Below are 14,831 nucleotides of genomic sequence, written 5' to 3' on the forward strand. Positions count from 1 at the left end.
ATTCAAATCAACCGTCCCAGGAAAGAAGAAACATGAGCGAACAACAGGATTTCGGCGTCAGCCGACGCGGCTTCATCGGCGCTCTGGGGACCGGCGCCACCATGCTGGCCGCAACGCCGCTGCTTTCCACTGCGGCGCAAGCCCAGGGCGAGCCAGGCGCGTCCGTTGCGGCGGCTACGGCAACGGCACGGACACGGACCATACCGCGAACGGAACAGAAGCTTACCACGCTCGGCCTTGGCACCTTCCTGACCTTCGACGCCCGCCCGGGTGACGACCGTGGCCATCTCGGCGAGGTCTTCCGGCGCTACGTCGCCGGCGGCGGCCGGGTCGTCGATACAACGCCCCTCTACGGATCGGCAGAGGTCTCGGTCGGCGCGTTCCTGGCAGGAGCACCGGAGGCAGCCGACATCTTCGTCGCCAACAAGATCTGGTCGACCGGCGAATATCTCGGTGACGAGAGCCATGCGCTTGCGAGCTTCGAACAGTCGAGGCTGCGTATCTGGCGCGATTCGATCGACCTCATGCAGTGCCACAGCATCGTCAACGCGGCGGTCGTGATCCCGCTGATGCAGGCCTGGAAGAAGGAAGGCCGCATTCGCCATGTCGGCGTCACCCATCATGAAACCGGCGCGCAGGACCAGCTTGCCGAAATCGTCGAGCGCGACGGCGTCGATTTCATCCAGACGAACTATTCCATCTTCAACCGCGGCGCCGAGCAGCGCCTGCTGCCGGCGGCGGCGGACCGCGGTGTCGGCGTTCTCATCAATCTGCCGCTGGAGAAGGCGCGGCTGATGAAGGTGGTCGAAGGCCGCCCGTTGCCGGATTTTGCCCGGGAGTTCGAAGCGGTGACCTGGGCGCAGTTCTTCCTCAAATGGGTGATGGCGCATCCGGCAGTCACGACAGTGCTGTGCGGCACCTCGAACCCGGATCATGCGGAGGACAATGTGCAGGCCATGTATGGCGCGCTGCCGGATGAGCCGATGCGCCGGCGCATGGTGCAGCATATGGAGACGATCCCGGGCTTCGCCGATATAGGGCGTATGCCCTGGTATCCGGGCAAGGACGCCCAGTACCAGGGCCTGATCCGGTCGGCACAGGCAAGTGCTCGCGCCCGACTCGGCCAGTGAATGTCGAGGGGCTACCTCGACCAGAGATCAATTGGATCGAGGCAGGATCTCATGGCAATCCACCAATAACGTTACAGCACCCCAGCCGTCCTGCGAGTTTATCCTCACGGCGGTTATACTGTTCTTGAAAAACAGCATAACGCCGGGTGCGTGTTCAGCGGTACGGGCGAAGTCGCGGGTGCGTGATCCTGCCCTGCGGCCTGCTGCTCTTTATCCTCGCTAAGGTCTGCCCTCGTCAAAGGTCCGCCCTGGTCTTGGTGCCTGATAGCCCAGGGCGCGGCTGATATCGTGGGCGAAACTGCGCACCATCAGGATCAGCAGTTCGCGGCGTTCAACAAACCGGGATGTCAAGGTGCCAAGGTTGAGGGCGGCGACAACATTTCCATCGCGATCTCGCACCGGCGCAGCGATGCCAGTGGATCCAGTGACGAATTCCTGATCGTTCACCGCATATCCGTCATTGCAGATACTCTTCAACAGCCTGCGCAACTGCTGAGGGTCCGTGACGGTGTGGCGGGTGTAGGTTAGCAGTTGCACACGTGAGAGGTAATCGTCGCGCACGTCCGGGTGTGCGTGGGCAAGCAGCAGGCGACCGGTGGCCGTGCAGTAGGGTGCGATTGCCGCGTCCATGTTCACATCATAGCGGATCGGCTGGTTGCTCACGCACTTGGCGAGTCTTCGGACCTCGCAATGAGCGTTCATGGTGGAAAGCAGGACGGTCTCGCCGGACCGGTCGCGCAGGCGCTCCATGAACGGTCGCGCGGTAACGACCAGCGGCTCCTCGTGCTGCCGGAAGGGAAAGCCATGGCTCGTCTCGATCAGGATGTAGCGGCCGCGGGTGTCCTGCGTGAGGTGGCCCCGCGCGGCGAGCGTCTGCAAGAGGCCGTGCGCGCTGGATTTCGGAAAGCCCAGGTCCCGGATGATCTGCGACAGCGTCACCGGTTCGCGCCGCCGCGAGAGATAGTCGAGAAGGTCGAGGATACGGCCGGCACTCTTCACTTCGGAGTTCATATATGTGAACAATACCTCGCTTGCTAACTAATTCTTGAGCTTGTAACACTTTTGGAGCAGAGGCGATACGCAGAGCGCCAGAAGACGAAGGTTACGAATGAGCGCCACCCAAGAGCACGATCAGCACCGGCCCTGGATGTGGGCGGAGGAAATCTGGCACCAGAAGATATTCAAGGCAAGAGCCGGACGATCTCTGAAGCCGGCGTCATGGAAGCACGGTGCCCGCATGGCTGTAGCGATCTCATTTGACAGTGATCACGAGACCTTCGAGCTGAGGAATGGCGGCATCTCCATCAGCAGGCTGAGCCAGGGGCAATACGGTGCCCGCTGCGGCATGCCGCGCATATTGGCGCTTTTGGCAAAGTATGGCGTGCCGGCCTCCTTCTTCATGCCGGCAGTGTCGGCGATGATCAATCCTCGCGAGGTCGAGGCCGTCATTGCCGGCGGCCACGAGCTTGGAATGCACAGTTGGATCCACGAGTTCAACTCGCGGCTCGATCACGCAACCGAGCGGGACCTGGCGCTGAGGGCTGCCGATGTGCTGGAGAAGCTCTCGGGCGTCCGTCCGGTTGGCATGCGTACCGCGTCCTGGGATTTCAGTCCCTACACGCTGGCGATCGCCCGAGAGATGGGCCTGCTCTACGATTCTTCGCTGATGGCCGACGACGAGCCCTATGAGTTGCTCGAAGATGGTGAGCCGACCGGCCTGGTGGAGATCCCTGTCGAGTGGATCCGCGACGATGCGCCCTATGTGGCGATGGACAGGATGACTGGTGCGCGCCCCTATGGCGGCCCTGGAATGGTCGCTGACATACTGCAGCGCGAACTGGAGGTTGCCTGGGAGGAGGGCGGTCTCTTCCAGGTAACTCTGCATCCGCACCACGTGGGTCATCGCTCCCGCATTTTCATTCTGGAGGAAATCATACGGCTCGCGCAGTCGAAAAGCGATGTCTGGTTCTGCACCCATGCGGAGCTGGCCCGCTACTGCGCCCAAGAATGCGGCCTTGTCGCTGGCGGACCTGCCAGATGACGCTCGTTCCATGACGCTGGAATAATGAATAATGAGAGGGTGAAGACATGAAACCAGGACTAGCATTCATCGCGTCCCTCGCTTTGGCCCTGATGGCCTCGACGGCCATTGCCCAGACCAAGGAGACGCTGACTATCGACCTGCCGAACGATGTGGCAACGCTCGATCCGCATCTGCAATGGAATACCGACAGCTACACGGTGTATCGCAACATTTTCGACAATCTCCTGACCCGCGACAGCGGGGGCAAGATCGTCCCCCAGATCGCCACCGAATGGACCTATGAAAACGATACAACCATCACCTTCAAGATCCGCGCTGACGTGACCTTCCAGGACGGCTCGAAGTTGACGGCGGAAGATGTCGCCTTTTCGATCAATCGCATTATCGACCCGGCACTCAAGAGCCCGCAATTGTCCCAGTTCGACCAGATCGCGACGGCGGAGGTTGTCGATCCGACGACGGTGAAAGTGACGACGAAGTCGCCATATCCTGCGCTGCTGGCCCAGCTCGTGAAGCTGTCGATCGTGCCCAAGGCCTATGTCGAGAAGGTCGGCGACCAGGACTTCAACCTCCATCCGGTCGGAAGCGGGCCCTACAAGATGGCCGATTGGAAGAAGGGCATCCAGACGGAGCTCGAGGCCTATGACAATTACTGGCGCGGCGAGCCGCCCTTCGAGAAGGTCGTATTCCGTGCCGTTCCGGACGTTTCGACGCGCATCGCCGATCTGAAAACCGGCAAGGCGGATCTCATCCGCGACGTGCCACCGGACCAGGCATCCACCATCGAGAGCGACAGCACCAAGCTTCTGACGGGTGAGACCGAACGCGTCGGCTATCTTTACCTGAATGCCGAGGCGGGCCCGACCAAGGACGTGCGCGTGCGCCAGGCAATTGCCTATGCGATCGACAAGCAGGGCCTCGTGGATGCCTTGCTGGAGGGCTACGGCAAGCCTATCAACATCGTCGGCGCCGAACCCATCTTTGGTTACACGGAGGCTGTCGAAGGCTATCCTTATGATCCGCAGAAGGCAGCCGAACTCGTCAAGGCAGCCGGTGCGGAAGGGGCGACTGTCGAGTTCTTGACCTCACCGTCCTATCCGCGCGCGCTCGTGGAAGCCATCCAGCAGATGGTAAACGAAGTCGGCCTGAACGTTACGATCTCCTCAAGCGACCAGGCCACCTTCCTGAAGCGTCGCCAGGGTGATGCAGAGAATGCCGGCGGTATGGCCTTCGGCGCCTGGTCATGCGCCTGCCAGGATGCGGACGGCATCATCTTTCCGCTTTTCCGCAGCGGCAGCATCTGGGCGAAGTACAAGAACGAGAAGTACGACGCGCTGGTGGACCAGGCGCGCGCCATCCTCGACGAGGGAAAGCGCAAGGAGCTATACACCCAGGCTTATGAGATTCTGCGCGAGGACGTCCCGGGTCTCGGCCTCTATCAGGTCTATGCGCTCTATGGCGCAGCCAAGAACCTGCAATGGACGCCGTCTGCCAATGAAGCCATGTTCGTCATGGACATGAGTTGGCAGCATTGAGGGCGAGGGCGGGATCGTGTTGAACTACACCGTCCAGAGGTTGATACAGGCACTCGTTGCAATCTTCGGCGTGCTCACGATCGTCTTCGTCATCATGCATCTTTCCGGGGATCCGACGCTTCTCCTGGTCCCCCAGGACGCTTCGGCCGAAATGATCGCCGAACTGCGGCATCAGCTCGGGTTCGATCGGCCGATCTGGGTTCAATATATCGACTATCTCCATGGACTGACGCAGCTGGACTTCGGCATGTCCGTCGTCCAGCGCGTGCCCGCCCTCGACATCGTTGCCTCGCGCTTACCCTATACGATTCAGCTGGCGGCCGGGGCGCTGATGGTGGCGATCGGCATCGGCATTCCTTCCGGCATCATCATGGCCACCATGCGCGGCAGCGCCATCGAGCGCATTCTTGCCGCCATCGTCGTGACGGGACAGAGCGTGCCGACATTCCTCTCGGCCATCCTGCTGATCTTCATTTTCGGCGTCACCCTGCGCTGGTTGCCGACCTCCGGAGCGAGCGAGCTTCGTGCGATGATCATGCCGTCGATCGCACTGGGGGCGCTCTCGATGTCCACCTTTGCCCGGATGACACGGATTGCCATCATCGACGAACTGGGTAAGGACTACGTCCGGGCGGGGCTTGCCCGGGGGCTGTCGCTTGGCCAGACGGTCTTCCGCCACGTCCTGCGCAACGCTTCAATCCCGGTCATCACCATCGCCGCGCTGGAGATCGGCAATCTGCTTGCCGGCGCCGTGATCATAGAGACCGTCTTTGCCTGGCCTGGGATCGGGCAACTCGCCATTCAATCGATCCAGTCGCGCGACTTCCTGGTGGTCCAGGTAATCGTGCTGCTGATTTCATTCGTCTATGTGCTGACCAGCGTACTGGCCGACCTCGTCTACGTGGTGGTTGATCCGCGCATCCGCCTGGTAAGGTAAGGATATCATCGTGACCGCAAGCGCCCATGCCATCCGCCAGCGCCTTCGCCGTGTCCCACCCTCGGTGATCGTCGTTTCCGTCTTGCTGGCGGCAATCGTCCTCCTGGCGGTTTTTGCGCCGCTCGTGGCCCCTGCCGACCCCAACAACCAGACACTGCTGGCCCGCCTGAAGGCGCCGGGATTCACCTATCGGGGCGTCACCTATTGGGTGGGAACGGATGACCTTGGCCGCGACCTTCTTTCTCGGACTGTCTACGGCGCCAGGGTTTCTCTGGGAGTAGCAGCCCTCTCGGTCATCGTATCGACCATGGTTGGCGTCTCGCTCGGCATGCTCGCCGGCTGGTTCCGCGGCTGGACCGAAACGATCATCATGCGTCTCGTTGACATCATGATGTCAATCCCGGCCATCCTGCTGGCCGTCCTGACGGTTGCCGTGCTTGGCCCAGGGTTCCTGAAGCTCGTCCTCGTCCTCGGACTGACCCGCTGGCCACGCTATACCCGCGTCGCCTATGCCCAGACGCTGCAGGTGTCGAACCTCCCCTTCATCAAGGCGTCGGAACTGGCCGGGGCGGGGGCCGTCCGCATCCTGTTCCATCATGTCCTGCCCAACATCGCCGGCCCGATCCTGATCGTGGCAACCGCGGAGTTCGGCCTGATGATCCTGATGGAATCAGGTCTCTCCTTCCTCGGGCTCGGCATCCAGCCGCCGTCGGCCAGCTGGGGCTCGATCATGAGCGTCGGCCGCCAGTATCTCGAACGCGCGTGGTGGATCGTTGCCGTCCCGGGCGTCTGCCTCTTCCTTCTCGTCTTTTCCGTAAATGTGCTCGGTGACTGGCTGCGCGACCAGCTCGACCCGCGCTCCCGTTCCCGCTGAGGTTATCCCATGGAATTCCAAGATAAAACAATGGTCATCACGGGTGCCGCCGGCATCTTTGGCAGCTGGACCTCGGCCTATTTCGCCAAGCGCGGCGCCCGGCTCTGCCTCAGCGACATCCGCATGGACGCGCTCGAGAAGGTGGCGGCGGATCTCAATCTCAATCCCGCCACCACCCTGCTGCATGCCACGGAACTGACGAGCGATGTATCAATGCTCGACCTTGTCGAACTGGTGCGGCGCGAATGGAAGGCGCCGGACATCCTCGTCAACAATGCCGGCATCTACACCCGGTTCAGCCTGCTCGATATGGAATTTTCCGACTGGGATCGCGTCTTCGGCGTAAACCTGCGGGCGCCCTTCGTACTCACGCGCGAGATGGCAAAGCTGATGATCGCCGAGGGCAAGCAGGGATCGGTGGTCAACATCTCTTCCGGCGCTGCCCGCAAGATGAACCAGAACTCGGTGCCCTACTGCACCTCCAAGACCGCCATCGAGCGTCTGTCCAAGGGGTTTGCGATGGAACTTGCCCATCATGGAATCCGCGTCAATGTCGTGGAGCCGGGCTTTGCGCCGGGCAGCGAGGTTTCGGCCCTCGACGAGGCCTATGTCGAGAACATGCTGAAGAACATTCCACTGGGACGCTCCAGCGGTCCGGACGATGCGCCAAGTGCGATTGCCTATCTCTGTTCCGAGCAGGCGGCGTTCATTACCGGTGCCGTGCTCAGCGTCGACGGCGGCAATTCGATTGGGAACTACAAGCGCCCCGAACCGGTCCCACCGGCACGCGCAGGCTAGAGGAGCGCCGGATGGAGATACACCCGCGCCCATTGCTTTCCGTGGAGGGTTTGACGGTCGAGATCGCCGGAGCCAATGTTGTCGACGGAATATCGTTCTCCGTCGCACCGGGAAAGGTGATGGCCCTGGTCGGGGAATCCGGCTGCGGCAAATCGTTGACGTGCTATGCCATGCTCGGCTTGTTGCCGCCCGCAGCGCGGCGTTCCGGCGGTCACATCCGTCTCGACGATCGTGACCTTACGGCATTGTCGCAGCGTGACATGCGCAAGACACGGGGCAAAGACATCTCGATCATCTTCCAGGAGCCGAGCGCATCGCTCGATCCGCTGACGACGGTGGGTGCCCAGATCGCCGCCGCCTATCGGACGCATCACAACGTGCCCCGCGCCGAGGCCCATGCTCGGGCGCGCCGGATGCTTGCCGATGTCGGCATTCCCGATCCCGACCGGCGGTTCCACCAGTATCCATTCGAACTGTCGGGGGGCATGTGCCAGCGCATAATGATCTCGATCGCGCTGATCTGCAGTCCGCGCGTACTGGTGGCCGACGAGCCGACCACGGCGCTTGATGTGACTATCCAGGCACAGATCCTCGACCTGATGAAGAAGCTCGTCGCCGAACGCGGCACCTCGATCGTCATCATCACCCACGACATGGGCGTTGTCGCCGATATCGCCGACGATGTGGCGGTCATGTATGCCGGCCGCATCGCCGAGATTGCTCCCGTCCAGATACTCTTCGAGAAGCCCCAGCACCCATACACGGCGCTCCTGCTCGCCAGCATCCCCAAGCTCAGCGACGCGCCGAAGGCGGACCTCGCGACGATCGAGGGGAGGGTGCCCACGCCGAACGAGTTCGGGGCCGGCTGCCGCTTCGCTGACCGTTGTCCGCTGGCGACCGAAAAATGTCGTGCCGAACAGCCGCCATTGTTCGATCGCGGCGGCGGGCACCGCTCCGCCTGCTGGCACATCGACCGCATGGCCGAAATCCGTGAGGTGGCTGCATGATCGATGACCTGCAGATTGTCCTCGAGTTGAAAGATGTGGCCGTGCATTTCGGTGGCCGCGCCGGGCTCCTCGGTTCCTCGGGGGCGGTGGTCAAGGCCGTCAACGGCGTTGATCTGGAGATCAGAAAGGCGGAAACTGTAGCCCTTGTCGGCGAATCGGGCTGTGGCAAGTCAACGCTCTCCAACACGATCGTCGGACTCCAGGCCCCGGTTTCCGGCAGCGTGAAGATTGGCGGAGACGAAGTGGTCGGGGCTGATCGCCGCAAGCTCAACGACATTCGCCGAAAGGTGCAGATGATCTTCCAGGACCCTGCTCTTTCGTTGAATCCGCGCTCGACCATCGGGGCGACCATCGCCGAACCGCTCATCGTGCGCGGCATAGCCAAGGGCAAGGCGCTGAAAGACCGCGTGGCGGAGTTGCTGACGCAGGTTGGCCTGAGACCAGAACATGCCGACCGCTATCCCCACCAGTTCTCCGGCGGTCAGCGCCAGCGGGTCGTGATCGCCCGCGCCCTTGCCCTGGAGCCGGATCTCCTGATCTGCGACGAGCCGGTCTCGGCGCTCGACGTCTCGGTGCGGGCGCAGATCCTCAACCTGCTCGTCGCGCTGCAACAGCGCATGGGCGTCGCCTACCTCTTCGTCTCGCACGACCTGAGTGTCGTGCGCCACATCTGCGACCGGGTGGTGGTGATGTATCTCGGTCGCTTCGTGGAGATGGCAGATCGGGACACCTTCTTCGCAAATCCCAAGCATCCATACACCCGGGCGCTGATGTCGGCTGTACCTGAGGCAGATCCGATAGCTCAGCGGAGCAAGCAGCGCTTCATCCTGCAGGGAGAGCTGCCGAGCCCGGCAAACATCCCCTCCGGCTGCGCCTTTCATACGCGTTGCCCGCTGGCGACCGAAATCTGTTCGAAAGTCCGCCCCGAGCTGACGCCGCGTCCTGACGGCGCAAGCGTCGCCTGCCATCATGTTTGAAAATGCCGCCATGACCGACCGTGCAACTGAAGAAACCATTGGACTTTCCGGGCTGGAGGCCGAGGCGGAAATCCGGATCGACCGCTGGGGGATCCCCCACATCCGGGCGGCGAGCGAGGCCGACCTCTTTCTCCTGCAGGGATTCAATGCCGCACGCGACAGGCTCTGGCAGCTCGACCTGTGGCGCAAGCGCGGCCTGGGTCTGCTGGCCGCCGATTTCGGTCCGGGTTATCTCGCCCAGGATCATGCCGCGCGGCACTTCCTCTACCGCGGCGACATGGCAGCCGAGTGGCTTGCCTATGCCGATGACACGCAGGTGATCTGTACTGCCTTTGCCGCCGGCGTGAATGCCTACATCGCCCTGTGCGAGCGGGAGGCGGAGCGCCTGCCGCCCGAGTTCGCGGTCTTTGGCACGCACCCTGCTCGCTGGCAGCCGGAGGACGTGGTGCGGATACGCTCCCATGCGTTGACCCGCAACGGCGTCTCCGAGATTCTGCGCGCCAATGTCATGGCGATGACCGATGCGACAACCGACCTGCTGCGCTTCGAGCTCGATCCGCCGGTGGAACCGAAACTGGCGGAAGGACTGGCCTACGCGGATATTCCTCTGGAGGCCGTGCGGCTGTTCAAGCTTGCGACGGCGCCGGTCACGTTCGAAAAGGAGCGGTTGTCGGCAAGCCTTGCCGATGCCTGGAGTTGGTCTGAGGTGACGGATCTCGGCGAGGTTGTTCAGCGCAGTGCCGAGGAAGGCTCCAACAACTGGGCGGTCCACGGCTCGCGCACGCAGAGCGGCCGACCAATCCTGGCGAGCGACCCGCACCGGGCCCATGCTGTCCCTTCGCTCCGCTACCTGGTGCACCTGGAGGCCCCGGGCATCAATATTATCGGCACGGGCGAGCCAACCGCACCGGGCGTCTCGATTGGCCATAACGAGCGCACCGCCTTCGGCCTCACCATCTTCGGCGCGGACCAGGAGGACATCTACGTCTACGAGACGAAGGAGGGTGAGCCGGATCTATACCGCTATGGCACCGGCTGGGAACAGATCGAGCGGATCCAGCAAGCTTTCGCCGTCCGCGGTTGTGCAGAGCAGGTGCTGACGCTGTGCTTTACCCGCCATGGACCGGTATTGCACGAGGACAGGGCGCGCCGCCGGGCGGTCGCCATGCGCACCGTCTGGCATTCTCCTGGCTCGGCCGCCTATCTCGGCAGTCTGTCCTACATGCGAAGCCGCTCGACACAGAGGTTCGCGGATGCCCTTGACCATTGGGGCACGCCCTCGGTCAATCATGTCAGCGCCGATGTTGACGGCAACATCGGCTGGTTCACCGCTGGCTTCTCGCCGATGCGCCGCAATTGGCAGGGTCTCCTGCCGGTGCCGGGTGACGGCAGCCACGAATGGGAGGGCTTCCTGCCGGCGACGGAGCTTCCGCGCAGCTTCAATCCAGCCGCTGGCTTCGTGGCCTCAGCCAACGAGATGAACCTGCCCGCGGATCGCGATCCTGGCGCACCGTCCATTGGCCATGAATGGGCGGAAGGCAGCCGGGCAAAGCGCATCAAGGCCGTGCTCGGCGGTGATCACAGCCATACGCTGTCCGCATCGATGGCCCTGCAGACAGATGTATTTTCGCGGCCCGCCAAGCTGATCATCGGCGTGCTCCGGGAAATTGCATTGCGCGTGCAGATGGATGGGGCGCAGGCCAGTCGGCTTGAACTGTTCGAGGGCTGGGATTACCGCCTCGAGGCAGGGAGCGCACCGGCCGCATTGTTTGAAGTTTGGTGGATGAAGCACCTGCGGCCCGGCCTGCTGGCGCGCTTCGCGCCGAACGAGACCGTCCGCCAGCTCCTGCTGCCTGGCGATTTTGACCGGCTTCTCTCCCTGCTCCAGATGCCCGAACGGTTCTGGAGCGTCGAAGAGCGGGAGGCGCTGGTCCTTTCGACCTTGACGAAGGGCTGGCAAGATTGCGCTGCCCGGCTTGGGCCGGATCCGGCGGCATGGCGGTGGGGAAACCTCCACCAGGCGCTTTTCGAGCATGCGGCGAGCCGTGTGAAGCCGGAAACCGATACGGAATGGAACGTGGGTCCGTTGCCGCTCGGTGGCAGCCGCTCCACGCCGATGCATGCGGCGTATCGGATCAGCGATTTCGGCGTCAATGCCGGCGCCTCCGTGCGGCTGGTGATGGATGTCGGCCAATGGGACAACAGCGTCTGCGTCAATACACCCGGCCAGTCGGGCGATCCGCGGTCGTCGCATTATGCCGATCTTTCCGAATGCTGGTCGCGTGGCGAGTACGTGCCGCTGCTCTATAGCCGGGAGAAAGTCGACGCCGCGACGACGCACCTGATCCGGCTCGTGCCCGCCGAAATGATGGAGTGACCCGCAAATGAACCTGCCAATCACGGTCAGCGATGTCGATGTCGAGCGGTTGCTCGAGGAACTCCGGTTCTGGGTCAGGGCGGAGACGCCGAGCAGCGATGCAGCAGCGGTCAATCGTTTGGCGGACCGCCTGGAAGAGGTGGGCCGCAAAGCAGGCCTCGCCGTCGAACGTAGGCCGGGCACGCTCGGCTTCGGCGACATCGTCGCGCTCCGCACGCCACGCCTTGAGGGCTACAACGCCAAGAGCGTCCTGATTCTCGCGCATATCGATACGGTACACGCAATCGGCACGATCGGCGAAAAGTTGCCGCTTCGACAGGAGGGGGACCGGCTCTACGGCCCCGGCATCTATGACATGAAGGCAGGCGTGCTGATGGCGATCGAGGCCATGACGCTCGTGATGAAAGCGGGGCATAACCTCCCGATCGAGCTGCTCGTGGTTCCGGACGAGGAGGTGGGTTCGAAAAGCTCGCGGCCGGTGATCGAGGATTTCGCAACGAATGCCGCCTACGCGCTCGTCGTCGAGCCGGCGCGGGACGGCGGCAAGATCGTCACTGCGCGCAAAGGCGTCGGAATGTTCGACGTCGTCGTGCGCGGCCGCGCCTCGCATGCCGGCGTCCACCCGCTTGACGGGCGCTCGGCAATTCGTGCCGCAGCCCGGCTGGTTCTGGAGCTCGAAGCGCTGAATGATCCCGATCGCGGCATCACGGTAACCACCGGCACGATCGAGGGCGGCACCGGGCGCAATACCGTGCCGGCGGAATGCCGCCTGCAACTCGACCTGCGCCTGCCGGACGCAGCAACGGCAGCCGAAGTCATCGGCAAGATCAGGAACATGACGCCGGTCGATCCCGACATCACCTTCGACATCTCGGGCGCCATCAATCGACCACCCTTCGCCCAGAGCGGAGAGGGACGCCGCCTCTTCGATCACGCGGCCAGGATCGCGAGCGAACTCGGCATTGCACTGGAAGGCATGACAACCGGCGGCGGATCGGACGGAAACTTCACGGCGGCCCTTGGCGTTCCGACCCTTGACGGACTGGGTGCCGACGGAGGCGGAGCGCATACATTCGAGGAACATATCCTGATCGGCAGCCTGGCACCGCGAACGGCTCTGCTCGCCAACCTGATCGCGTCGCTGGACAGCAAGGTATGAGCACACAGGCAGGAACCGGCGCATCGGCCGCCGGGCGGAGGCAAGCAGGTTGACCATCAATCAGGCTCTGGCCTTCATGGTGACGGCGGGCCTTGCCGCCTACGTGCAGGCGTTAACCGGCTTCGCCTTCGGCCTTATTCTGATGGGTGCCGTTGCACTGGGCGCGATGATGCCGCTTCAGGACGCGGCCGTGGTGACCAGCGTGCTCACCCTGGTCAATGCCTCCATGATGCTGAGCAAGGGTTGGAACGAAGTGCTGAAGAAAACGCTCGTGCTCGTCCTTCTGAGCAGCCTGCCGTCGCTGGTGATCGGCTATCTGCTGATCGAGCACCTTGCCGAGAACGGCGTCGTCCTCATGCGAATCCTCCTCGGCGCGATCATCATCGTCTCGTCGCTACAACTCGTCTTGCCGCCGAAGCGCGAGAAGCAGCCCGCCAGCGATCGCTCTTTCGTCACCTTCGGCATTTTTTCCGGCCTGATGAGCGGAATGTTCTCCACCAGTGGTCCGCCGCTTGTCTACCACCTTTATCGGCAACCGCTGCCGCTTGTGGCAATCCGGGAAACGCTGGTGACCATCTTTGGCGTGAACGCACTGCTCCGGCTTGGCGTCGTGATCGCCGACGGCACATTCCCGGACCGTCATTATTGGCCTGCCTTTTTTGCCATCGTCCCGGTCATGGCCGGCACGCAGCTTGCCCGCCGCCTGCCGCTGCCGATTTCGGGAAAACATCTGAAGCTCATCATCTTCGTTCTCCTCTGCGCGTCGGGAGCCTCACTGGCCATACCGGGGCTTGCCGCCGCGCTGCAACTGTTAGGATCCTGAAAATAGGTGCCCCATGCGTCTGAGCATTTCTGAAGCGGAGGATATGGTCGTTGCCATCCTCACCCGAAACAAGGTGGCGGCCGGGAATGCCCGTTCCACCGCCAGGGCTCTTGTCGCCGCTGAGGCGGCCGGCCAGAGCGGTCACGGCTTGCGTCGCGTTCCAGCCTATGCCGCGCAAGCGCTGGCCGGGAAGGTGGATGGCTTCGCCATTCCCGTCGCCACGAAGACGGCCGAGGCCGTGCTGCGCATCGATGCCGGTTTCGGCTTCGCCTATCCAGCGCTGGATATGGCCGTAGCAGAGCTGGCGCCTTTGGCCGGCCGGAACGGCATCGCTCTTGCAGCCATTCACCGCTCGCATCACGCCGGCGTCATGGCGCTCACCGTCGAACGCTTCGCCGAACAAGGACTTGTGGCGCTGATGGTCGCCAATGCGCCCGCGGCCATGGCCCCCTGGGGTGGCAGGACTGCGATGTTTGGCACCAATCCCATTGCCTTTGCCGCCCCTTTGGCCGGCGCTGACCCCGTCGTCATCGATCTCGCCCTCTCGAAGGCCGCCCGCGGCAAGATCGTTGCAGCCAAGCAGAAGGGCGTCGGCATCCCCCCGGATTGGGCCCTCGACAAGGATGGTCATCCGACGACGGATGCGGCAATGGCGCTGGAGGGGACGATGCTGCCGCTCGGAGAGGCGAAGGGCGCAGCTCTGGCGCTGATGGTCGAGATCCTTGCGGCCGGCATAACAGGCGCGCAGTTCGCCTATGAAGCCTCATCCCTGCTCGACGACAAAGGGCCCCCGCCCGCGCTCGGCCAGACGATAATCGTTATCGATCCGCAAGCGTCCGGCGGTGGGGACATGCTGCCGCGTCTCTCCATGCTGGCCGAGATGATCGGCGATGACCCGGGTGCGCGCCTTCCAGGGAGGCGTGGCGCCGCCCGGAGGCGCCAGGCTTTGGCAGAGGGGCTGGAGCTCGACGCGGACATTATGCAGCTTCTTCACGCCTTACCTTAACTTTGATGTTTGCGTGATTCAGCCCCAGTTGCTTGAATAAGCAAAATCCTCACCACGCCCGCGAAAACGCGTCTGGTCATTGAAATGGGGGGGAGACGGGCGGTCTTCAGCGCGTCAGTAGGTATCAGGGTCGAGGTCCGAAGACCGCCCGCGACGTCTTTGCC

General features: G+C 63.0%; 13 protein-coding genes. 12 read left to right on the forward strand and 1 reads right to left on the reverse strand.

The window, feature by feature from the left end; translation table 11 throughout:
• Positions 1-32: 32 nt before the first annotated feature.
• A complete protein-coding gene (locus OSJ75_RS10830; RefSeq protein ID WP_267228006.1) occupies positions 33-1,130 on the forward strand; it encodes an aldo/keto reductase in 1,098 nt (365 codons plus the stop codon).
• 219 nt (positions 1,131-1,349) lie between these two features.
• On the opposite strand, the gene OSJ75_RS10835 is transcribed toward OSJ75_RS10830, so the two are convergent.
• A complete protein-coding gene (locus OSJ75_RS10835) occupies positions 1,350-2,141 on the reverse strand; it encodes an IclR family transcriptional regulator (RefSeq protein WP_267228007.1) in 792 nt (263 codons plus the stop codon).
• A gap of 97 nt (positions 2,142-2,238) precedes the next feature.
• On the opposite strand from OSJ75_RS10835, the gene OSJ75_RS10840 reads away from it, so the two are divergent.
• The 11 genes from OSJ75_RS10840 to OSJ75_RS10890 all read left to right on the forward strand — a co-directional run bounded on the left by OSJ75_RS10840 (position 2,239) and on the right by OSJ75_RS10890 (position 14,667).
• Positions 2,239-3,171 (forward strand): polysaccharide deacetylase family protein, encoded by a 933-nt coding sequence (locus OSJ75_RS10840; RefSeq protein WP_267228008.1) that lies wholly within the window; start codon positions 2,239-2,241, stop codon positions 3,169-3,171.
• Positions 3,172-3,218: 47 nt separating this feature from the next.
• Positions 3,219-4,709 carry an ABC transporter substrate-binding protein gene (locus OSJ75_RS10845; protein ID WP_267228010.1) on the forward strand — a complete coding sequence of 497 codons (1,491 nt, stop codon included), beginning with the start codon at positions 3,219-3,221 and terminating at the stop codon, positions 4,707-4,709.
• Between the two features lie 16 nt (positions 4,710-4,725).
• Positions 4,726-5,646, forward strand: coding sequence for an ABC transporter permease (locus OSJ75_RS10850; protein WP_267228011.1), 921 nt, complete (start codon positions 4,726-4,728; stop codon positions 5,644-5,646).
• Positions 5,647-5,656: 10 nt separating this feature from the next.
• Positions 5,657-6,520, forward strand: coding sequence for an ABC transporter permease (locus OSJ75_RS10855; RefSeq protein WP_250015483.1), 864 nt, complete (start codon positions 5,657-5,659; stop codon positions 6,518-6,520).
• Between the two features lie 30 nt (positions 6,521-6,550).
• A complete protein-coding gene (locus OSJ75_RS10860; RefSeq protein ID WP_267228012.1) occupies positions 6,551-7,318 on the forward strand; it encodes an SDR family NAD(P)-dependent oxidoreductase in 768 nt (255 codons plus the stop codon).
• Between the two features lie 11 nt (positions 7,319-7,329).
• A complete protein-coding gene (locus OSJ75_RS10865; protein ID WP_267228013.1) occupies positions 7,330-8,325 on the forward strand; it encodes an ABC transporter ATP-binding protein in 996 nt (331 codons plus the stop codon).
• A complete protein-coding gene (locus OSJ75_RS10870) occupies positions 8,322-9,302 on the forward strand; it encodes an ABC transporter ATP-binding protein (RefSeq protein ID WP_267228015.1) in 981 nt (326 codons plus the stop codon). Before OSJ75_RS10865 ends, OSJ75_RS10870 begins: the two co-directional genes overlap by 4 nt.
• Before the next feature lie 10 nt (positions 9,303-9,312).
• The gene (locus tag OSJ75_RS10875; RefSeq protein ID WP_267228016.1) at positions 9,313-11,679 is read left to right on the forward strand and encodes a penicillin acylase family protein; all 2,367 of its coding nucleotides are present in this window, start codon (positions 9,313-9,315) and stop codon (positions 11,677-11,679) included.
• A 7-nt stretch (positions 11,680-11,686) separates the two neighbouring features.
• Positions 11,687-12,838, forward strand: coding sequence for a M20 family metallopeptidase (locus OSJ75_RS10880; protein WP_267228017.1), 1,152 nt, complete (start codon positions 11,687-11,689; stop codon positions 12,836-12,838).
• Positions 12,839-12,914: 76 nt separating this feature from the next.
• Positions 12,915-13,661, forward strand: coding sequence for a sulfite exporter TauE/SafE family protein (locus tag OSJ75_RS10885; protein WP_267228018.1), 747 nt, complete (start codon positions 12,915-12,917; stop codon positions 13,659-13,661).
• A 13-nt stretch (positions 13,662-13,674) separates the two neighbouring features.
• Entirely contained in the window at positions 13,675-14,667 is a 993-nt protein-coding gene (locus OSJ75_RS10890; RefSeq protein WP_267228019.1) for an Ldh family oxidoreductase, read from the forward strand.
• Positions 14,668-14,831: the final 164 nt, after the last annotated feature.

Source organism: Phyllobacterium sp. 0TCS1.6A (genome assembly GCF_026420825.1).
In the GTDB taxonomy this organism is placed as follows: Bacteria; Pseudomonadota; Alphaproteobacteria; order Rhizobiales; family Rhizobiaceae; genus Phyllobacterium.